Origin of the sequence: Microbacterium sp. zg-B185, assembly GCF_030246885.1 — a bacterium.
GTDB lineage: Bacteria > Actinomycetota > Actinomycetes > Actinomycetales > Microbacteriaceae > Microbacterium.
Window position 1 is genome coordinate 14,047 of sequence record NZ_CP126739.1, and the last position, 19,648, is coordinate 33,694.

19 protein-coding genes and 1 tRNA gene are annotated in these 19,648 nt (G+C 69.3%); 5 read left to right on the top strand and 15 right to left on the bottom strand.

Translation table 11 applies throughout. From position 1 onward, the window contains the following. Positions 1-72 precede the first annotated feature (72 nt). Genes QNO12_RS00080 through QNO12_RS00090 form a run of 3 tightly spaced genes read left to right on the top strand, consistent with a single transcriptional unit; the run spans position 73 to position 1,712 of the window. Positions 73-903, top strand: a complete 831-nt coding sequence (locus QNO12_RS00080; RefSeq protein ID WP_257500951.1) for a class E sortase — start codon at positions 73-75, stop codon at positions 901-903. Continuing rightward, on the top strand, positions 903-1,058 hold the full coding sequence (locus tag QNO12_RS00085) for a hypothetical protein (RefSeq protein ID WP_257500950.1): 156 nt from the start codon (positions 903-905) through the stop codon (positions 1,056-1,058). Before QNO12_RS00080 ends, QNO12_RS00085 begins: the two co-directional genes overlap by 1 nt. A 21-nt stretch (positions 1,059-1,079) precedes the next feature. Next, a complete protein-coding gene (locus QNO12_RS00090) occupies positions 1,080-1,712 on the top strand; it encodes a glutamine amidotransferase-related protein (protein WP_257500949.1) in 633 nt (210 codons plus the stop codon). Between the two features lie 69 nt (positions 1,713-1,781). On the opposite strand, the gene pknB is transcribed toward QNO12_RS00090, so the two are convergent. The 7 genes from pknB to QNO12_RS00125 form a co-directional block, all read right to left on the bottom strand. Next, positions 1,782-3,482 (bottom strand): Stk1 family PASTA domain-containing Ser/Thr kinase, encoded by a 1,701-nt coding sequence (gene pknB, locus QNO12_RS00095; RefSeq protein WP_257500948.1) that lies wholly within the window; start codon positions 3,480-3,482, stop codon positions 1,782-1,784. A 64-nt stretch (positions 3,483-3,546) separates the two neighbouring features. Then, the gene (locus QNO12_RS00100; RefSeq protein ID WP_257500947.1) at positions 3,547-5,253 is read right to left on the bottom strand and encodes a serine/threonine-protein kinase; all 1,707 of its coding nucleotides are present in this window, start codon (positions 5,251-5,253) and stop codon (positions 3,547-3,549) included. Next, a complete protein-coding gene (locus tag QNO12_RS00105; protein WP_257500946.1) occupies positions 5,250-6,707 on the bottom strand; it encodes a peptidoglycan D,D-transpeptidase FtsI family protein in 1,458 nt (485 codons plus the stop codon). Before QNO12_RS00105 ends, QNO12_RS00100 begins: the two co-directional genes overlap by 4 nt. 37 nt (positions 6,708-6,744) lie before the next feature. After that, on the bottom strand, positions 6,745-8,142 hold the full coding sequence (locus QNO12_RS00110; RefSeq protein WP_257500945.1) for an FtsW/RodA/SpoVE family cell cycle protein: 1,398 nt from the start codon (positions 8,140-8,142) through the stop codon (positions 6,745-6,747). Beyond that, on the bottom strand, positions 8,139-9,377 hold the full coding sequence (locus tag QNO12_RS00115) for a PP2C family protein-serine/threonine phosphatase (RefSeq protein ID WP_257500944.1): 1,239 nt from the start codon (positions 9,375-9,377) through the stop codon (positions 8,139-8,141). Before QNO12_RS00115 ends, QNO12_RS00110 begins: the two co-directional genes overlap by 4 nt. Positions 9,378-9,391: 14 nt before the next feature. Beyond that, complete coding sequence (locus tag QNO12_RS00120; RefSeq protein ID WP_257500943.1) at positions 9,392-9,907, bottom strand: FHA domain-containing protein FhaB/FipA; 516 nt, start codon at positions 9,905-9,907, stop codon at positions 9,392-9,394. Continuing rightward, entirely contained in the window at positions 9,904-10,644 is a 741-nt protein-coding gene (locus QNO12_RS00125) for an FHA domain-containing protein (protein ID WP_257500942.1), read from the bottom strand. Before QNO12_RS00125 ends, QNO12_RS00120 begins: the two co-directional genes overlap by 4 nt. A gap of 275 nt (positions 10,645-10,919) precedes the next feature. Between QNO12_RS00125 and QNO12_RS00130 the strand changes: the two genes are divergently transcribed. Further along, positions 10,920-11,003: transfer RNA gene (locus tag QNO12_RS00130), tRNA-Leu, on the top strand. Between the two features lie 89 nt (positions 11,004-11,092). Here QNO12_RS00130 and QNO12_RS00135 read toward each other — a convergent pair. Both QNO12_RS00135 and QNO12_RS00140 read right to left on the bottom strand, forming a co-directional pair. Further along, a complete protein-coding gene (locus QNO12_RS00135) occupies positions 11,093-11,578 on the bottom strand; it encodes a GNAT family N-acetyltransferase (protein ID WP_257500941.1) in 486 nt (161 codons plus the stop codon). 40 nt (positions 11,579-11,618) lie between these two features. Then, positions 11,619-12,257: a GntR family transcriptional regulator gene (locus tag QNO12_RS00140; protein ID WP_257500940.1), complete on the bottom strand. Its 639-nt coding sequence runs from the start codon at positions 12,255-12,257 to the stop codon at positions 11,619-11,621. 285 nt (positions 12,258-12,542) lie between these two features. Between QNO12_RS00140 and QNO12_RS00145 the strand changes: the two genes are divergently transcribed. Beyond that, a complete protein-coding gene (locus QNO12_RS00145) occupies positions 12,543-12,749 on the top strand; it encodes a cold-shock protein (RefSeq protein WP_091485579.1) in 207 nt (68 codons plus the stop codon). 98 nt (positions 12,750-12,847) lie between these two features. On the opposite strand, the gene QNO12_RS00150 is transcribed toward QNO12_RS00145, so the two are convergent. From QNO12_RS00150 to QNO12_RS00175, 6 genes are all read right to left on the bottom strand, one after another. Beyond that, entirely contained in the window at positions 12,848-14,920 is a 2,073-nt protein-coding gene (locus QNO12_RS00150; RefSeq protein ID WP_257500939.1) for a bifunctional lysylphosphatidylglycerol flippase/synthetase MprF, read from the bottom strand. 51 nt (positions 14,921-14,971) lie between these two features. Beyond that, the gene (locus tag QNO12_RS00155; RefSeq protein ID WP_257500938.1) at positions 14,972-16,243 is read right to left on the bottom strand and encodes a coiled-coil domain-containing protein; all 1,272 of its coding nucleotides are present in this window, start codon (positions 16,241-16,243) and stop codon (positions 14,972-14,974) included. Then, complete coding sequence (locus QNO12_RS00160) at positions 16,230-16,913, bottom strand: HAD hydrolase-like protein (RefSeq protein ID WP_257500937.1); 684 nt, start codon at positions 16,911-16,913, stop codon at positions 16,230-16,232. Before QNO12_RS00160 ends, QNO12_RS00155 begins: the two co-directional genes overlap by 14 nt. Before the next feature lie 151 nt (positions 16,914-17,064). Next, positions 17,065-17,760: an endonuclease NucS gene (gene nucS / locus QNO12_RS00165; protein ID WP_257500936.1), complete on the bottom strand. Its 696-nt coding sequence runs from the start codon at positions 17,758-17,760 to the stop codon at positions 17,065-17,067. 55 nt (positions 17,761-17,815) lie between these two features. Next, positions 17,816-18,334, bottom strand: coding sequence for an SbtR family transcriptional regulator (locus QNO12_RS00170; RefSeq protein WP_502883271.1), 519 nt, complete (start codon positions 18,332-18,334; stop codon positions 17,816-17,818). Further along, entirely contained in the window at positions 18,303-19,553 is a 1,251-nt protein-coding gene (locus tag QNO12_RS00175) for an MFS transporter (RefSeq protein ID WP_257500934.1), read from the bottom strand. The genes QNO12_RS00170 and QNO12_RS00175 overlap by 32 nt, the downstream gene beginning before the upstream one ends. Positions 19,554-19,648 lie beyond the last annotated feature (95 nt).

Below are 19,648 nucleotides of genomic sequence, written 5' to 3' on the forward strand. Positions count from 1 at the left end.
CCCAGGCGGCCCGGCGATCGCCCGGACCCGGCTCCCGGCGGGACCACAGCGGCACTGGCTTAGAATCCACCTGTGGACGAGGCGACGAACGACGACGGGCGCAACACCCCGACGCGACGCGATCGGCGCAGGAATCCACCGTCGCGACGAGGCCTCTCGATCATGGGCGTCCTGGGCGAGCTCTTCATCACGGTCGGCGTGATCGCGCTGCTGTACGTGTCGTGGCAACTGTGGATCGGGGACCTCATCATCGGCGCCCAGTTCAAGGACGAGGCGAAGTCGCTGTCTGAGCAGTGGGCCTCACAGGAGCCGACCGAGCCGCCGACGAGCAGTGCGCAGCCCACCGCACCCAACGAGCCGCCCGTCGCCGACCCCATCGAGCCGACCCCCGTGGAGGCGCCGATCCTTGCCGAGCCGGCAGAGGGCGAGATCTTCGGCATCATGCGGATCCCGCGGTTGGGCCCGGATTACTTCTTCAACATGGCCGGCGGGGTGGACGCATCGGTCACGCTCAACCCCATCGGCATCGGGCACTACCCGGGCACGTCCATGCCCGGGGCGACGGGCAACTTCGCCGTCGCCGGCCACCGCGGCAGCCATGGAGCTCCCTTCCAGGACCTGCCCGCGCTTCGGGTGAACGATGCGATCGTGGTGGAGACCGCCGACGGCTGGTACACCTACCGGTTCCGCAACCTCGAATACGTCCAGCCCGACCAGGTCGAGGTGCTGCTGCCGGTGCCACAGGTCGACGATGCGACGGCGACCGACAAGCTCATCACGATGACCACATGCAGTCCGCGCTACGGATTCTCCGAACGCGTGATCGCGTACGGCGTGTTCGAGTCGTTCACCCCACGCTCGGCCGGGCCACCGGCATCCCTCACCGAAGGAGTGACCGCCTGATGTACGCGGCGCTATGGCGAGTCCTGCCCGGCCCGTGGTGGGTTCGGCTCCTCATTCTGCTGGTCCTGATCGCTGCGGTGCTGTACGGCCTGTTCTTCTACGCATTCCCCTGGATCGGCGAGATCGTCAACCCCCAGGACGTCACCGTTGGCTGAGTGCGCACCCGGGCGGCTGAGGTGAGCGCGCCGATCCTCGTCGTGGACAATCACGACAGCTTCGTCCACACGCTCGTCGGGTACCTCCACGAGCTCGGTGCGGACACGGACCTCGTCGAGGCGGATGCGATCGCGACGGATGCCGCGGCATCCGTCATCGCGGACTACCGGGGCGTGCTCGTCTCACCCGGTCCCGGCACTCCGGCGCGCGCGGGAGCGTCGATCGCAGTGGTGCGAGCCGCCGCGACCGCCCGGATCCCGCTGCTGGGCGTCTGCCTCGGCCATCAGGCCATCGCCGAGGCGTACGGTGCGACGGTGGCTCATGCCCCCGAACTCATGCACGGAATGGTCTCCCTGGTGGAGCACGACGACGATCCCCTCTACGCGGGGCTGCCCAGTCCGTTCACGGCGACCCGGTATCACTCGCTCGCGATCGTCCCTGGCACGCTGCCGGCGGAGCTGGTCGTCACGAGTCAGACCGACAGCGGCGTCATCATGGGCATCGCGCATCGGACGGCGCCGATCCAGGGCGTCCAGTTCCACCCGGAGGCCGTGCTCACCGAGGGCGGCCACCGCCTGCTGGGCAACTGGCTCGAATCCGTCGGCTTCGCCGACGCGTCCGCCCGCGGCGCCGCGCTGCATCCGCGGCGCTGACCCGACGACCCACCCTGCCCGCACACGGCATCGACCGCGCTGCCCGAGCGTTCCCGGATGCGCGGCCGATCAGGGTCCGGAGCAGTAGGTGAGGATCACGTCGGAGTGGATCGGCGCCTCACCCGGTGCGATCGACTGCGTCCTGACGACCGGCGGGTCCACGGCCGTGCACGAGGGATCCTCCTGGGCGGTGACGACGAGCTGGGATTCCGGCCCCTCGAGCTCGCGGGTGGCCGCCTCGAGCGTGTATCCGGTGACGTCGTTGATCACGACGCGTCCGGTGGCCGCCACGACGTTCACCGTCGCTCCGACCGGGAGCTTGGCCCCCGCCGGCTGATCGGCCGAGATGATCGTGCCGGCCCCCAGCGCCGGATCGTTGCGCGGGGTGACCGCGCCCAGCGCGAGATCCGCGTCGGCGAGTGCGGCCGCCGCGGCATCCTGACCGAGCCCCTCCAGAGTCGGGACGGTCGTGGTCGCCTGCCCGGTGGACACGTAGACACGCACCTCCTGGCCGGGGCTTACCGAGGCGCCCGCGCCGGGGTCGGTGCGGATGACATTTCCCACCGCGACGCTGGAGTTCGGCTCGTCCACGCGGAAGGCGGTCAGATCCTCGTCGCCGATCTCCACGCTCGCGCGCTCGTAGGTCATACCGGCGACATCGGGAACCAGTCGCGCGTTGGACGGCACGTCGGTTCCGGGCCGGATGGACAGGACCCAGAAGAGCACGGAGATCAGCAGCACGGCAAGGATGGCCACGCTCGCCCAGATCCAGGCCACCGGCGGGCCCGCCTGGGTCCGCTTCATGGTGGTGTCGGTGCTGAGCTGACGGAGGGATCGCGCCGTCTCGGCGGCCTGCCGCGGGTTGGGGCCGTACAGCTCGCTGGTCAGGGCGCCGACCGCCTTCTTGGACGGCACCTTGCCGCCCACCGTCGCGTCGAGGGCCTCGCGGAACGCGGCGGCATCCTGGTAGCGCTGGAACGGATCCTTCGCGAGCGCACGGAGGATCACCGCATCCAGCGTGCGCGGGACCGACTCATTCACCTCGGACGGTGGCAGGGGTGCCTCGCTGACGTGCTGGTAGGCGACCGCGACCGGCGATTCGCCGCGGAACGGGGGACGGCCGGTCACCAGCTCGTACAGGACCACACCGGCCGAGTACACGTCCGCCCGCGCGTCGACCGGCTCGCCCTTGGCCTGCTCGGGCGAGAAGTACGCGGCGGTGCCCAGGATCGCCGTGGTCTCGGCGACCGTCGAGGACGAGTCCGACACCGCGCGGGCGATGCCGAAGTCCATCACCTTGACCTGGCCGGCGTCGGTGACCATGACGTTTCCGGGCTTGATGTCGCGGTGCACCACACCGGCGCGGTGCGAATACTCCAGCGCCTCCAGGATGCCGTCCACATAGCGCACGGCGTCCGGCACGGGTACCGGGCCGGCGCTGATGATGTCCTTCAGGAGCGCGCCGTGGACCAGCTCCATGACGATGTACGGCACCGGCCGCACCGTGCCGTCCGGGCCCATCTCGGTGTCTTCGCCGGCATCGAAGACGCGCACGATCGTGGGATGCGCCATTCGCGAGGCAGCCTGAGCTTCCAGGCGGAAGCGTGTGCGGAACGCATTGTCGTTGGCGAGGTCCCGGTTCAGCAGCTTGATGGCCACCTGCCGACCGAGGGTCAGGTCGTACCCGCGATAGACGGTGGCCATACCGCCACGACCGATGAGCTCGTCGACTCGGTAGCGCCCCGAAAGCACGCGCGGCTCAGCTGTCACGGTCACTCCCTGGGTGGAACAGAGCCAGCCTAACCGCTGCGGCTCGACTCACTGAATCGAACGCTTACGGGGTCGGCGTGGGATCCGGTGCGGACGGCTGGATCTGCGCGTTCGCTTCGCCGGAGGGCCCGCTCTCGCGCTGCCCGGCCGAACCGCCCGAGCACGTCACGGTATAGGTCACGATGATCGTCTGACCGGGGCTGTTGTCGGCCAGCAGCCGACCGTTGCGGTCGTTCGGACCGAACGCGGCCGTGGACTGACCGGTGCTCGAGAACGTCCCATGCACGGCCGTGAAGTTGTACGCGCTGACCTGGCCCGTTCCGGAGGGACAGGTGTATCCCGACCAGGAGATCTGCGTCTCCTCGCCGGCGACCACGGTTCCCTCCATGGTCGGCGCGGCCGGAGCGGGCAGAGCCACCTGATCCACGTAGTACGTCAGCGTCAGCAGCTGCGAGGGCGGAATGTTGCCCGATGGGCTCACGCGGTAGACCTTGTTGACATCGTTCGCGGTCGGAGCCGGGTCTCCCGCGACGCAGTCCACGGCATCCACGCCCGCATCGCGCGCCCGCGTGGCCGCCTCGGTGCAATCCAGCCCCTCCAGGCCGAGCGTGTCCACCGGGATGGTCGACGTGGTCGGCGTCGGTGTGGGCGTCGGCGGGGTTTCCGTCGGAGTCGCCGAAGTCGTCGTGGGGGCCGGTTCCGGCTGCTGATTGGCCAGGAACGCCCAGACCGTGCCGCCCAGGACCAGCAGCAGCAGCACGATGAGGGCGATCAGCGGCCAGGTCCACGGGCTGCGCTTCTTGGGCTCCGGAGTCTGCTCCGGGGCATCGGGTGCCGGCAGCAGACGCGTCGCGGCGCCGGTCTGCCCGGCCGAGGTCAGCAGCTGGGTCATGTCGTCGCCGGTCGATGCACCGGTCGCGACCGCCGGAACCGCCGCTGCGGCGGCGGCCACGTCGCCCCGCCGCAGTGCGGTGGCCGCACGGGCCACCGCCGCCGCAGACGCGGGGCGGTCTTCGGGCTTCTTGGCGATCATGGCCATGACCAGGTTCTGCACCGGCACGGCCACGGTCGGCGGCAGCGGCGCCGGCTGCTCGTTGATCTGGGCCATGGCGATGGCGACCTGGGACTCGCCGGTGAAGGGCCGCCGTCCGGCGAGGCACTCGTACGCGACGATGCCCAGTGAGTAGGTGTCGGTGGCCGGCGACGCGGGATGGCCGGACGCCTGCTCGGGTGAGAGGTACTGCACGGTGCCCATCACCTGGCCGGTCGCGGTCAGCGGAACCTGGTCAGCGATGCGCGCGATGCCGAAGTCGGTGATCTTGACGCGGCCGTCCGGGGTGATCAGCAGGTTGCCCGGCTTGATGTCTCGGTGCACGAGCCCGGCAGCATGCGCCGCCTGCAGCGCCGCGGAGGTCTGCGCGACGATGTCGAGCGTCTTGTCGGTCGAGAGCGATCCGTCACGTTCGAGGATCGTGGACAGCGCCTCGCCGGGCACGAGCTCCATCACCAGGAACGCACTGCCGGCCTCCTCGCCGTAGTCGAAGACGCTGGCGATGCCTTCGTGGTTCACCAGAGCGGCGTGACGCGCCTCGGCGCGGAACCGCTCCAGGAATCCCGGGTCGCCCATGTACTCGTCTTTGAGGATCTTGATGGCGACGGTACGTCCGATGACGTGGTCCGTCGCTTCCCACACCTCACCCATGCCGCCGATCGCGATCCGCGAGTCCAACTCGTAGCGGCCGCCGAAGGTCACTCCCTGCGTCGGTCTCATCGTCCCAGCACCGCCTCCATGACCTTCTTCGCGACCGGTGCTGCGATCGTATTGCCGCTGCCCGACTGACCCTCGCCGCCGCCGTCTTCGATCACGACGGCAACGGCCACCTGCGGGTTGTCCGCGGGAGCGAACCCGGTGAACCACAGTGTGTACGGCTGACCTGATCCGTTCTCCGCGGTGCCTGTCTTGCCGCCCACATCGACCCCGTCCATTCTTGCACCCGACGCAGCACCGTCACTGACATTGGCGACCATCATCGCCGCGAGATCCGCGGCGAGCGCGGAATCCAGCGCTCGTCCGAATTCGGTGTCCTGGAAGCTCTGCTGCACCGAGAGATCGGCGCCGATGACCTGGTCGACCATGCGTGGGTTCATGACCAGTCCTTTGTTCGCGATGCCCGCCGAGACCATCGCCATCTGAAGCGGAGTCGCCGTGACCTGTCCCTGGCCGAATCCGGTGAGCGCCGTCTGCGGATCATCCAGCCCCCGCGGATAGCTGGAGGGTGTCGCCTTCAGCGGAATGGACAGCCCCGCGTTGAAGCCGTACTTGTCCGCCTCCTCGCGGATCGCGGTGTCGCCGAGCTGCACCGCCAGCTCCGCGAACGGGATGTTGCAGCTGAGGCGCAGCGCATCGGCGAGCGTCACCGTCTCGCCGGGTCCGCACGTGCCGCCGCTGGCGTTGAAGACCACGCTGCTGGACTGCGGTAGCTGGTAGGAGGCGGGATTGGGCAGCGCAGACTGCGCAGTCCACTCACCGGAGGCGAGAGCGGCGGAGGCGACGACCAGCTTGAAGGTCGACCCCGGCGGGTTCAGGTCTCCGCCGATCGCGCGGTTGAACAGCGGGTGCGCGGGGTCCGTCTCCAGCTGGTCGTAGACGGCGTTGACCTCGTTCGTGTTGTGCGAGGCCAGCAGATTGGTGTCGAAGCTGGGGCTGGTGACCATCGCCAGCACCTTGCCGGTGGACGGCTCGATCGCCACGACCGCGCCCTCCAGGGTGCCCAGGGCGTCATACGCAGCCCGCTGGATGTCGGCATCCAGGGTGACCAAGACGTTGGAGCCCCGCGGCGGCTGCCCGGTGAAGATGCGCTCGACGCGGTCGAGGAACTGGGATCCGGCGGTGCCGCTCAGCTCCTGGTTCATCGCCTGCTCCAGGCCGGTCGCCGCGCCCAGGGCGGGATTGATGTAGCCGGTCACCGGTGCCCACATGGGCGCGTCGGCGTAGACCCGCTGCCAGCTGAACACGTCGTCCGAGGGCACCGAGGACGCGATCGCGGCACCGCTGGCGATGATCGAGCCGCGCTGCACCTCGTACGAGTCGTAGAGCGATCGGGTATTGCGGTCGTTTTCGGCCAGCGTCTCGGCCTGGACGACCTGGATCACGCTGGTCGAGGCGAACAGGGCGAGGAACATCAGGAGCATCAGGATGCTCAGACGCCTGAGCTCTTTCGTCATCCCGCTCCCCCCGCCGCGCGGGTGTGGGTCGTGGTCATCACCCGATCACCACCCGGGGACGGCTGCGCACCGCATCGGAGATCCGCAGCAGGATCGCGACGATGATCCAGTTGGCCACGAGCGATGATCCGCCCGCGGCGAGGAACGGGGTGGTCAGCCCCGTCAGCGGGATCAGCCGTGTCACGCCGCCGACCATGATGAACACCTGCAGCGCGATCGTGAAGGACAGCCCGGTCGCCAGAAGCTTGCCGAAGTCGTCCTGACCGGCCAGCCCGATGCGGATGCCGCGGCTGGTGAAGACCATGTAGAGACAGAGGATCGCGAACACCCCGATGAGGCCCAGCTCCTCGCCGAGGCTCGGCAGGATGTAGTCGCTCTGCGAGAGCGGCGTGATGTAGGGGCGACCCTGACCCAGGCCCGTGCCCAGCAGACCGCCGTGGGCGAGCCCGAAGATCCCCTGCACGAGCTGGTAGCTTCCGCCGCTGCGCTCGATCACCTCCGGGTTGAACGCGTCGAGCCAGTTGGTGAACCGGCCGCCGACGTAGGGCAGCACGCGTGAAGCGAGAAAGGCGCCGGCGGCCGCGAGCAGCACGCCGATGACGACCCAGCTGGTCTTGCCGGTCGCGACGTACAGCATCGCCACGAACATCCCGAAGATGAGCAGGCCGGTGCCGAGATCCCGCTGCAGCACGATGATCCCCAGGGAGACCAGCCAGATCACCAGGAGCGGGCCGAGCTCGCGGGCGCGCGGCCAGGTGAGCCCGAGGAACCGCGTACCCACCGACGTGAGGCTCTCGCGCGTGCGCACCAGATAGCCGGCGAAGAAGATCGCCAGGGATATCTTGGCCAGCTCGCCGGGCTGGAACGAGAAGAACCCGAGCGAGACCCAGACATCCGCGTTCGCGTCCGTTCCGAGGCCGGGGACGATCGGCAGGATCAGCAGCACGACGCCGACCAGGCCGGCGATGTACGTGTAGCGGAAGAGCAGCCGGTAGTTGCGCAGCAGGAGCACCACCGCGATCGCACCGCTGACCGCGATGCCCGCCCAGGCCAGCTGCTTGGTCGAGTACGCGTCCCACCCGTGCAGGTCCAGCGCGATGTCGATGCGGTAGATCATCGCGATGCCCAGGCCCGTGAGCACGGTTGCGATGGGCAGGACGAACGGGTCGGCATCCTGCGCTCGCAGCCTGAGCACGATGTGCAGGGCGAGCACCAGCGCCATCAGACCGCCGCAGTAGATCAGGAAGGTGGCGTCGATCGCGCCCAGCGCGCCCAGCTGCACCAGTGCGACGGACGAGGCGTTGATGGCGAAGGCGAAGATCAGCAGGAACAGCTCGCGGTTGCGCTGGGTCTGTGGCACCCGGATGCGGCGCAGCGCACGGATGACGGCGGTGTCGGCGGCGATCGACTCGGTGCTGCGGGATGGTGCGCTCATCGGGTGGCCTCCGCAGAACTGCGCAGCCGATCCACGATGGCCTCGGCGTCGGCCAGTGAGCGCGCCGAGATGGTGCGCTCGACGGTGGCGCGACTGAAGGAGGGAAGGTCGGCCAGCAGGATCTCGGTGTCCTCGTACGGTGTGGACAGCGCGATCGGACCGATGTTCTGCTGGATCCCCTGGAAGATCACCACGGTGTCCTCGTCGGCACCGACGTAGTAGCGCGTCTGCGTCCAGTTGTAGGCCGCGAGCAGAACCCCCGCGATGAGCACGAGCACCAGGACCAGCCCGACGATCCAGCCGATGCGCCGACGCTTGGCGCGGCGGCGATCCTCCTCGATGAGCTCCTCCAGGAACTCGGCCGCCGGTTCGAAGTGGCTCGGCTCGTTGGCCGCCTGCCGGTTCGGGTGCAGCCATCCGCTGCGTCCGGTCCGCGCGGCGGGCACCTCGACGCCCAGCGGGTTGGAGGCGGAGCCGACGATGGTGGGCGTGCCGGAGAAGATCGGATGCTGCCCGCCCACGTCCACCAGGACGATCGTGACGTTGTCGGGCGCTCCGGCATCGAGCGCCTGCTTGAGCAGATTGTCCGCGGTGCGGCCCGGTGCCAGCCCGAGCGCCAGCGCCTTCGCGGTGTGCGCGTCGTCGATGACGCCGCACAGCCCGTCCGAGCACAGCAGCCAGCGATCCCCGGGCTGGGTCGGCATGATGAAGGTGTCCAGCTCGGGGTCGGGGTCCATGTCGCCCAGCACGCGCATCAGCACCGACCGGCGCGGGTGGAACCGTGCCTCTTCCGGTGTGATGCGACCCGAATCGACCAGGCGCTGCACGAAGGTGTGGTCGGTCGTGATCTGCGTCAGCGCGTCGTCGCGGTACAGGTAGATGCGCGAGTCGCCGATGTGCGCGATCACCGCGTAGTCATCGACCATGACCAGCGCGCTCACCGTGGTGCCCATGCCCGCGAGCTCGGGCTTGATGTGGACGGTGTCGATCAGCTCGACCGCGGCATCCGCGATCGCATCGCGCAGTGCACGCTCGGCCTCGGACGTGGACTCGAACGGGTGGTCCACGCGCTCCAGGCGTGCGATGGCGAGGCTGGAGGCGACATCGCCGCCGGCGTGGCCGCCCATTCCGTCGGCGACGGCGAACAGGTTCGAGCCGGCATAGCCGGAGTCCTGGTTGTTGGAGCGCACCTTGCCGGTGTGCGAGATGGCGGCGCTCGAACCCTGGAAGACCATGTGTGAGGGGTCCGCTACTTCCGCAGCTCGAAGGTCGTCGCGCCGACCTTGATCGGTGCACCCGAGATGATCGGCACCGGAGAGCTGACGCGGGCACCGTCGTGCCAGGTTCCGTTCGTGGAGTCCAGGTCCTGGATCATCCACTGCTCGCCCCACAGCACGAGACGCGCGTGGTGGCTGGACGTGTAGTCATCGCGGATCACCAGGCCGGATTCGCTGGAGCGTCCGATGGTGAGCGGCTCGGTGCCCAGCGGCAGTTCGAGTCCGGCCTTCGGCCCGCTGGTGATGACGATGCGCGAGACGGTCTCGGTGGTGGCCCGTCCGCCGCGCGCGCCGGACGGCGCTGCTCGCTGCGGGGCGACCGGCGCCGTGGCCCGTGCCGCCGCGGCCGGCGCTGCGACCGGCTCCGGCATCCGTCGCACCTTCACGCCGAACAGATCGGCGCGCAGGGAGTACACCACCGCGAACACGAAGAACCACAGCAGCAGCAGGAATCCGATGCGCAGCAGCAGGAGGGTCAGTTCGCTCACCGCAGCGGCCCCCCGTCGCGAAGGTCGTAGGCGCGGGTCGCGTCGGCGGCCGGCTGCACCGGGCGTGCCGGGGCGGCCTGCGCGACCACGCGGAAGACGATGTCGGTGCGCCCGATCGTGACGGTCGAGTCCGGCGGAAGCGCCGCTTCGGTCACCTTGCGCCCGTCCAGCAGCGTTCCGTTCGTGGACTGCAGGTCGCGCACCATCGCCCGCTCGCCGTCCCACAGGATCTCGACGTGCTTGCGGCTGGTCCCGGAGTCCGAGATCGTGATGTCGGCGTCGCTGCCCCGGCCGATCACCGTGCGGGATTTCACCAGCGGATGCCGCTTTCCTTCCACATCGAGCACACCGCGCCACGCCACGCGGCCCTCGGCGGTGGAGGAATCCACGCGCAGGGTACCGGTGGACAGCTGCGGGTCGCGCTCCAGCGTGATCGACACCGGTCCGGCGAATGAATAGCCCTGGGACTTGGCGTGCTTGTGCACGAGGGTGTCCAGCTCTTCGCCGAGGGCGCCGCCGAGGGTGCGCATGCGCTCGTCGTCGGCGGTGGACAGATGCACGGTGAAGGAGTTGGGCGCCAGGATCCGGTCTCGGCTCACGATGGCGGCCTTCTTGTCCAGTTCGCTGCGCAGTGCGGAAGCGATCTCGACGGGCTGGATACCGCTGCGGAAGGTCTTCGCGAACGCGCTGTTCACGGCGCGCTCGAGACCCTTCTCGAAGCTGTCAAGTAGTCCCACACGACTCCTTAGGCAGGGATGCCAGTCGGTACATGCTAATTGCATACGCTGTGCGGAGCTGGGAACTGCGTCCTGCGGGCGGTGCGCACGGCCGGGGCGGCGCAGTTCCGCGGCCCGGGGGCGGATCCGACGGAGCCGAGACGCCGGATCGCTGCCGTCCTGACCGGTGCGCGGGCACGCGCCGAGGCGGGGGTCCGACCGCGATGCGGGGTCTGGCCGCGCGCGTGATATCCTCGGCAAGTTGAGTTGCGCAGTATCTCCGGATGCCGCATCTCGCGCGAGTGGCGGAATAGGCAGACGCGCTGGCTTCAGGTGCCAGTGCCCGAAAGGGCGTGGGGGTTCAACTCCCCCCTCGCGCACGACACGAAGAAGGCCCCCGGAAACGGGGGCCTTCTTCATTCGTCCGGGTGACCGGTGGCGGACAACCGCCCCCTGCCGCCCGTCTCGGCTACTCCAGCGTGGGCACCAGCACCAGCACGATCTCCTCGGCATCCCGCCCGAGGCCGGGCGCGAAGTCGATGTCGCGGGAGACCTCGGTGAACCCGACCTTGGTCAGGACGGCCACGGATGCCGCATTGTGCGCGGCGACGCGGGCGAACAGCGGCCGTTCCGGTTCGCGGGAGACCAGCCGCCGCAGCGCCTCTGTCGCGACGCCGCGACCCCAGGCGTGCCGCGCGATCCAGTACGTGACCTCCCGCTCGCCGTCGGCGGAGAAGAGCGCCGCCGTGCCCGCGAACCCGCCACCCTCGGTCACCACGTAGAGCGCGACATCCGCGGTGGCACGCTGCCGGGCGATCCACTCGTCGAAGACGTCCCGATCGTTCGGGTCCGCGGCGGTGAACGCGGCCATCTCCACGGCGGCCTCATCGCGCATCATCTCGAAGATCGCGTCAAGGTCATCCTCGTCGAGGTCGCGCAGTTCGATGTGACTCACACCCACAACGCTAGCGAGGGGCGGCGACAGGCGTCAGTGGTCAGGCCAGCCCGTGCAGGTCGCGCAGGATCGCCTCGGCGCGAATCCCGTCGCGCGACGCGACGGCATCGCGGAACTCCACGTACCTCTCGGTGCGCTGGATCGGACACTGAACGAACGGGTGCCATCCCGCCAGGTTGCGCCGGATGGCCAACTCTGCTTCGCGCATCACCCTGAGAAAGACCACGTTCTCGCTGTCCGCGATGATGCGTTCGAGGAATCGCGACGTCGCCGCCATGATGCCGTCATGATCGTCGATGCGGGATGCCGCGATGATCGCGTCCGCGTGCTCCAGACTGTGCGCGAGGGCTTCGTCGGAGCAGCGCCGCAGGGCCAGCAGCAGCGCGTTGCCCATCATGTACACGAAGAACTCGTTCGTGTCCGCGTGCGTGCGCTCGCCCGGCACGGACACGCGCGTGTAGCGATTGGGGAAGACCTCGACCAGCCCGGTCCGCTCCAGCCGCTGGAGTGCTTCCCGGACCGGGGTGCGCGAGACACCCAGCTGCCCGGCCAGCTCCTGGTCCCGCAGCCGCTCGCCGGCGCTGAGCCGACCGTCGAGGATCGCCTCGCCGAGGAGCGAATACACCTCATCACCGAGGACGCTGCCCTGTGGTTCGAGGGGAGGAAGGGACGATCTCATTGCACTCGTATTTTACGTCCGATCGACGGACGATTCCGGCTGACGGATTTCCTCGCCGAAAGGCCGATATATCGATAGAGTGTGCGATGTCACGCCACGCGTGGCCTATCCGGGGGGATCCGTCGACGCCCGGGCTTCGAGTGTCTTCTCTCAGCCCGGGCGGACGATGGCGACATGCAACATTCGTGTCACCTTCTTTCCCGAGTTTTCCCGCTATCAGCCCAGTTTTCGGTACCCTGATCGGGACTCGACGCAGATGGCGCGGGCACAACAGAACGGCAATACATGAGTACCCAGGGCACGGTCAAGTGGTTCAACGCGGAGAAGGGCTTCGGCTTCATTGCTCCTGATGACGGCGGCGCTGACGTCTTCGCGCACTACACCGCGATCCAGTCGGGCGGTTACCGCTCGCTTGAAGAGAACCAGCGCGTCGAGTTCGAAGTAGCCCAGGGCCCGAAGGGCCTGCAGGCTGAGAACATTCGTCCGGTCTGATCGGTTGACACGCGGCGCTCGCGCCGCGACATGCGGGGCGGGTCGCGTCCGATCTCGGTGCCAGCTCGGCCTTCGAACCGGCTCGGCCACGCACCGGCTCAGTCGCGCTCGCCCCGCATGAGTTCCACCCCTGCCCCGGCGAACTGCCGCAGCGTCGCATCGGGCAGGAACGCGCGGGTCAGTCCCGCCCCGATGCGGGTCAGGTCGGTCTCGTCGCGGAAGAGCAGGTACATCGTCTCGTACCGCGGGTGGAACTTCTCCTTGAACCGGTGGAGCGAGCCGAAGCCGTATACCGGCTCGAGCATCTTCGCCAGCCAGTCCGAGAGACCGGCGATGGCCCCGGCATCCGGCGGGTAGTCATGAGAGAGCGGCGCACCGGAGAGGGACATGATCTGGGCGCCCTCCTCGGAGAAGTGCTTCGCCGAGGAGCCGATCAGGAATTCCATCACGGGACCGAATCCGCCGTCCCGGCGCCGCATCAGATCCAGCGTCCAGCCGCGCGCCTTTCCGTCATCGCCGAAGATCGGCAGCCATGACAGGAAGCCGTCCACGTCGCCGTTCGCCGAGACGGCCAGCGCCAGCCGAACCTCGGGGTCCTTCGCCTCGTCCAGGGTGCCCAGGGTGAACCCCATCTCCGGCAGCCCCTTGTCGCCCACCCACATCTCGGAGATGGCGCGCAGCTGCTGCTGGACTCCCCACGGCTCGTCGGACAGCCGCGTCATTCGGAAGGTCACATCCTCGCGGGCCGCGCGATTGATCGACGTGCGCACAGCCGACCATGCCTTGCCGGTGAACTCCAGACCGGGCAGGTCGACGATCGTGTCGTCGGCGACAACGAGGTTGCGCCACGAGTCGGGGACCGCCGCCTTGGTCGCATCGCCGGCGCTGAAGAAGCACGGGATCAGGCCGGCACGTTCGGCCATGGTGATGAACTCCTGGACCGACTGGGCGCGTGACCGCTCCGGTCCGAGGGGGTCGGCCAGAGCGATCGCCACTCCCGCCCGCTTCTGGTAGGCGACGATGCCGTCGGTCGTTCGGGAGTAGCTGTTGCCGCGCCACGTCGTCATCCAGGACAGCGTGCCGCCTCCGTGCGCATGCAGTGCGGTCTTCACGTCCTCGACCGACGGCTCGGGCCCGGTGCCGATCGTCGCCTTGCGGTGAGCGGCGAATGCGCCGCGCACCCACAGGAGGTAGACCAGCAGAACGCCCCACAGCGCGGACTGCGCGATGGCCACGCTCACGTCGCCGACGGAGCTTTCGATCTCGGCGCCCGGCACGAACACGAGCAGCGCCACGAACAGCACGCCGGTCAGGACGTTGAAGGCGCCCAGGATGATGCTGATCACCCACGCCCAGCGCCGGCCGCGACGCAGCCCGTTGGCCACGATCAGCACCACCACGATGTCGATCCCGATGTCCAGGATCGATCCTCCCCGCGCCGTGGTGCTGCCGAACGGCCCGTCGGTGGGCACGAGGAAGGTCAGGATCTCGACGGCGAGCAGGGTCAGGATCGTCGCGAACGCCAGAAGGCGCTGTTCGCGCATCGTCGTGCGCTGAAGTCGCAGCGATCGGTCCACGAACAGCACCAGGACCACCGCAACTGCGTGCTCGAGGTCGGCGAGGGATCCCCAGAACAACAGGCTCACCACGGTGAATCCGAGCAGGACCACCCAGGCGCGCACCCGCCACGGGGCGCTCAGCAGGCCGGCGGCCGCCGCGAGGCACGCCATCGCCCCCCCGGAAGGACCCACGTCCAACGCCAGCGCCTCAGCCTGGGCCCACGGCCACGGCAGGAATGCGAACAGCCACACCAGCAGGGCGCTGGCGAAGATCGCAAACAGCTGACCGACCGTGTAATACGCGATGGCGACCCGGGAACCACGCCGGAACTCGAGATATGCCATTCCGACGAAGCTGCCGATGGTGAGGATGTAGACCAGCGGGTGGTTGACGAAGAACGTGCCGGTGATCGGCGTCCACCATCTCCCGTCCAGGAACGCAGGCAGACCGTAGGCGACGTTCTCCCACAGCGGCGAGTCCTGGAACGGGGTCCAGAGTCCCGCGGAGAGGACGCCGACGACCAGAAGCGAGGCGACCAGGATCAGCGTCGCCGGTATCCGGCTCATCACGACGAGCAGGGGACGGCGCGGCGTGGTCTGGACGTCGGTCATGGCTTCACGATAGCGGCGTCGGCGCCGGCCCCCGGCGCGCGGCCGACCGGCTCACCGTCCGGCGAGACGGTCGTAGTCGGCGAGGGCTTTCGCGTCCTCGGCGTCGCGCATCGCCCGCCGGGCGGCATCCAGCGCGTCGACCGGATCCTGCATCTGGCGGGCCGCGGCCAGTTCCCGCTGCGCGGAGATCAGTCGCGAGCGGGCGTCGGCGCTCGCCCGGACATGACCGAGGGATGCTTCGGCGTGCGCGACCGCGTTGCGGGCCGCCGCGAGGGTCCCGGGCAGAGCGGTGCGGGCGCCGCGGAGGCGCTGCTGCGCGGTGCGCGCGTCGCCGAGTGCGAGGTCGAGGCGATCGCGCAGCCGTGCGACGCGATCGATAGTCCGGGTCGGCCGCTGCGCGGCATCCGCCTCGAGCGAGGTCAGCTCGGCTTCCAGAGCGCGCAGTTCCGAGCCGAGGCGAGCGGCATCCGCCGGCTCCAGCTGGTCGCGCGTTGCGAACGCCTGCCGCAGGGCGGTGCGCGCCGCGGCGATCTCACCGGCGACCGCCTGCGCGGCCTGCGTGGCCAGCCGGTGCGTCTCCTCCAGGGCGCGCGCCTCGACCTCGGCGCGGCGCAGGGCCCGCTCCGCCTCCGCGAGCTCGACCAGCGCGGTGCGGGTCGGATCCTCGGCCGTGCGGGCCGCGCTCGCGAGATGACGGGCCGCCTCGTCCGCGTGGTCGACGGCGGCGCGCGCGGCGCGGGATGCATCCGTCCACTCGTCCTCGGCGAACCGCGACGACAGTTCGGCGACCAGAGCAGCGGGGTCGCCCATGGTGGCGCGCAGAGCGGCCAGGCGCTGCTGCGCGGCCGCGATCTGCGCTGCCGCGGAGACATTGGCGTGCACCCAGCCGGAATGCTCGGCCCGGGCGGCGGAGATCGTCGCGAGTGCCTCGGCGCTGCGCCGCTCGATCCGCGTCGAGACGCGCCTGATCTCGTCGGGAGCGGCGTCGGGCTCGGCGAGCTGCCGATACTCCTCGAACGAGGCATCCCGCACGTGCTGCGCGGTCAGGCGGGCACGGCGCAGTGATGCCGGCGCACCTCCCCCATACAGCGCCCCGGAAAGGCCGACCTCGAGGTCGAGCTCGTCAACGGCATCATCCAGCGTCACGAGGGCCGCACCGGCGCGGGCGCGCAGGTTGTCCGCGGCCGCCCGAGCCCGCGGGGAACGCCGCGCCCGGCGGATCGCCCACACCGCCACCACCACGGCGATGGCCGTGGCACCGAAGACGATCAGCGCAGGCACCGCCCACGCGAGCACCCCGCCGAGGACCTCAGGCACCGGCATCCCCGATCAGCAGCAGATGCCGCAACTCGTCCACCGTGGCCACGGCCGCCTGCGCGCCGGCAGCCTCGTGCGGCCAGCTGAACCCCCAGCGGACGAAGATCACGGGCACGCCCCTCTCGGCGCCGCCCTCGACGTCATGGTGCCGGTCGCCGACGAGCACCGGGCGGCTCGTGTCCACGCCCGCCGCCTCCAGTCTGCGCAGCGCTTCGGCGACGATGTCCGCCTTGGCCGCCAGCGTCCGCTCGTCGGGGGTGGCTCCGACGATCGCGGTGAAGCACGGTGAGAGGTCGAAATGATCCATGAGCGCCGCGACCTGCACCTCGGGTTTCGAGCTGGCGGTGGCCTGGGGCACACCGTCCTCGGCGAGCTGCCTGATCAGCTCGCCGACCCCGGCGAAGAGCTTTGCGCCGGCGGTGTAGCCGTCGGCTTTGCCCAGCACCCGGTAGAACGCGACGGCCTCCGCGGCCTGGTCCGGAGTCATGCCGCCGGTGACCTGGAACGATTGGAACATCGGCGGTCCGATCCAGTGGACCAGCTCCGCCCTGGTCGGCGCGGTCTTGCCGAAGTGCTCGAGCGTGACGGTCAGTCGTCGCAGGATGCCCTCGGAGGCATCCACGATGGTGCCGTCGACATCCCAGAGCACACACGTCCACGGCGATCGATTCCCCATGGCACCAGCCTATGCGGGCACTCTCGCCGGCGAGATTGCGCCCCCCACGGCCGTTCACTTGCCCTGGATGTACCGGAAACCGCTCGGTGCGCGTACATCCAGGACAAGTGAACCGAGGGGGTGCGCGTGCGTTCGCACCGGGAACCGGCGGTCAGAACAGCCGCGGCGCGCCGGAATCGACGCCCTTCATGCCGTCGTAGTCCAAGGTGACGCAGCGGATGCCCCGATCGGCGGCGAGTACACGCGCCTGCGGTTTGATCTCCTGCGCCGCGAACACGCCCGTGACGGGTGCCAGATGCGGGTCGCGGCCGAGCAGCTCGAGGTAGCGCGTGAGCTGCTCGACTCCGTCGATGTCGCCGCGGCGCTTGACCTCGACGGCGACCGTGCCGCCGGCGGCATCGCGCAGGAGCAGGTCCACCGGGCCGATCGCCGTTGGGAACTCTCGACGCACCAGGGTGAGCCCTTCGCCGATGACTGCGACCTGCTCGGCCAGGAGTCGCTGCAGATGAGCCTCGACGCCGTCCTTGACGAGGCCCGGATCGACGCCCAGTTCGTGCGATGTGTCGTGCACGACCTCATGGATGCGGACCAGGAGGGCATCGCCGGTTTTGGTGTGTGCGACCTTCCACAGCTCGACCACCCCGCCCGCGGCGTCAGCTTCGGTGGGCGCGGAGACCGTCAGCGTGCACGGCGGACTCATCCAGTTCAGAGGCTTGTAGCTGAGCGAGTCACTGTGAACCAGGACTGAGCCGTCGGCCTTCACCATCAGCAGTCGGGTGGCGAGCGGCAGATGCGCAGTGAGACGTCCCGTGTAGTCGACGGAGCACCGGGCTATGACGAGTCTCATTCCTGCTACGGTACCGGCCGCGCGTGCGGCAGTGGAACGTGCCGAGGGCGGCGCCCTAGCGGTTGCCTCCGGCGCGGACGCGGTCGATGATCGCGTGGATCGGTCGCGGATCTCGGTCCGCGAGCGCACGGGTCCCACGGAGGAACCTTCGTCGGTGGTTCCCCAGGGGACCAGCACATCGAACTCCAGGTCGCGGTCGGGTCTTCTCCGACGGGCGAGTGCCGTCGATGAGCAGCTGTGCGCAGCGACGCCACACCTCGGGGTTCGATTCCCGGGTGATGTCCGCGACCTTGCCGACCATGAACCGCAGGAAGCAGACTTCCTGGCCGCTGAAGTCGGGACGCAGCTCGCCGGCCTCGACGGCGCCGGCAACGAGCCGGTCCACGGTCGGAATGAATCGGCGGCCCAACTCATCGGCGAACCGCGCGTTTCGGCCCGGCGCGGTGAGGATCGCGTCGAGACCGCGATCGGAGGCGCGTTTCTCCATCACCCCGAGCAGCAGGTGCCTGATCGCGTCTCCGGCGTCAGAGATCAGGGAATGGTCAACCCCGCTCGGACGGCGCGTGCGACGCAGCGGCGTCCACGGTCGTTCCGGGCAGCGGCTTGGCGGCGCCCGACGCGAGTCCGGAGGCGATCGCCAGCCCGACCAGGATGTAGAGCGTGTTCAGCAGGCCGATGTGCTCGCTGATGAACCCCAGGATGGGCGGCCCGCACAGGAAGGAGATGTAGCCGATCGTGGCGGCCGCGCTCACGCGCGCCGCCGCCTTGGCCGGATCATCGGCGGCCGCCGACATACCGAGCGGGAAGCCGAGCGAGACGCCCGCTCCCCAGAGCGCCGCCCCGACGAACACCAGCGGGATGCTGGGGGCCAGGATGAACAGCAGCAGACCCGCCGTGGCCAGAACGGAGAGCACGCGCAGGATCCAGACCCGACCGAACCGGTCCACCAGCGGACCCCCGAAGACGCGCACGACCGTCATGCTCACCGAGAAGACCGTCAGGCCGAGCGCACCGACAGCCTGAGTGGCGCCGTGGCCTTCGACCATCCCCAGCGCGAGCCAATCGTTGGCGCCGCCCTCGGCGAATGCCATCCCGAGCATGATGACTCCCAGCGCGTAGGTGCGCGGTTCTCGCCAGGCGGACAGCGCGGTGTGCAGCCGTGTCTGCCAGCGGGACTTCGGTCCGGCCTCGACCCGGTCGAGCGTGATCTCCCGGGCGGGAACGTTGGCATGGGAGGCGAAGGCGATGACCACGATGACGACTGCCATCACCGAAGTGTGGACCAGCACGTTCAGCCCGATCGTCGCGGCGAGGGCGCCCAGGCCGGCGCCGATCACCGTGCCGACGCTGAAGAATGCGTGGAACAGCGGCAGGATCGTCTTTCCCACCTGCTTCTCGATCGCGGCGCCCTCGACGTTCATCATGACGTCGACCGCCCCGTTGCCCAGGCCGAACAGCGCCAGACCGGCCACCACTGCGACGTACGAGTGGAGCACGTCGGTGCCGACGCCGATGACCGCCACCCCGAGCGCGAACACCAGGATCGCTCCGAGCATGCCGCTTCGTGCGCCGAACCGCGCCAGCACCAGCGTCGCCAGCGACAGACCCAGAATCGAGGCGATGCCCGCGCTGAGGAGCATGAGGCCGATCTGGATGTTGTCGACGTCCAGCGCGACTTTGATCGCCGGCACGCGAGATGCCCACGTCGCGATGCTCAGACCGCTGGCGAGGAAGATCGCGAAGATCGCGGTGCGCCACCGCACCAGTTGCGCGCGGGCGAGTTCGAGTTCCATGCGGGCAACCTTAGCGAATCGATTCGATTCCATCAGCGTCCTCGGCAGGTCGAATCGATTCGGCCGCGTACCGCAGCCGCGGGGTAGCATCGAGG

Coding starts and splice junctions, on each gene's coding strand:
- QNO12_RS00085 (WP_257500950.1), top strand. CDS start 903: ATGTACGCGGCGCTATGGCGAGTCCTGCCCGGCCCGTGGTGGGTTCGG.
- QNO12_RS00100 (WP_257500947.1), bottom strand. CDS start 5,253: ATGAGACCGACGCAGGGAGTGACCTTCGGCGGCCGCTACGAGTTGGAC.
- QNO12_RS00105 (WP_257500946.1), bottom strand. CDS start 6,707: ATGACGAAAGAGCTCAGGCGTCTGAGCATCCTGATGCTCCTGATGTTC.
- QNO12_RS00110 (WP_257500945.1), bottom strand. CDS start 8,142: ATGAGCGCACCATCCCGCAGCACCGAGTCGATCGCCGCCGACACCGCC.
- QNO12_RS00115 (WP_257500944.1), bottom strand. CDS start 9,377: ATGGTCTTCCAGGGTTCGAGCGCCGCCATCTCGCACACCGGCAAGGTG.
- QNO12_RS00140 (WP_257500940.1), bottom strand. CDS start 12,257: ATGAGATCGTCCCTTCCTCCCCTCGAACCACAGGGCAGCGTCCTCGGT.
- QNO12_RS00145 (WP_091485579.1), top strand. CDS start 12,543: ATGAGTACCCAGGGCACGGTCAAGTGGTTCAACGCGGAGAAGGGCTTC.
- QNO12_RS00150 (WP_257500939.1), bottom strand. CDS start 14,920: ATGACCGACGTCCAGACCACGCCGCGCCGTCCCCTGCTCGTCGTGATG.
- QNO12_RS00155 (WP_257500938.1), bottom strand. CDS start 16,243: ATGCCGGTGCCTGAGGTCCTCGGCGGGGTGCTCGCGTGGGCGGTGCCT.
- QNO12_RS00160 (WP_257500937.1), bottom strand. CDS start 16,913: ATGGGGAATCGATCGCCGTGGACGTGTGTGCTCTGGGATGTCGACGGC.
- nucS (WP_257500936.1), bottom strand. CDS start 17,760: ATGAGACTCGTCATAGCCCGGTGCTCCGTCGACTACACGGGACGTCTC.
- QNO12_RS00175 (WP_257500934.1), bottom strand. CDS start 19,553: ATGGAACTCGAACTCGCCCGCGCGCAACTGGTGCGGTGGCGCACCGCG.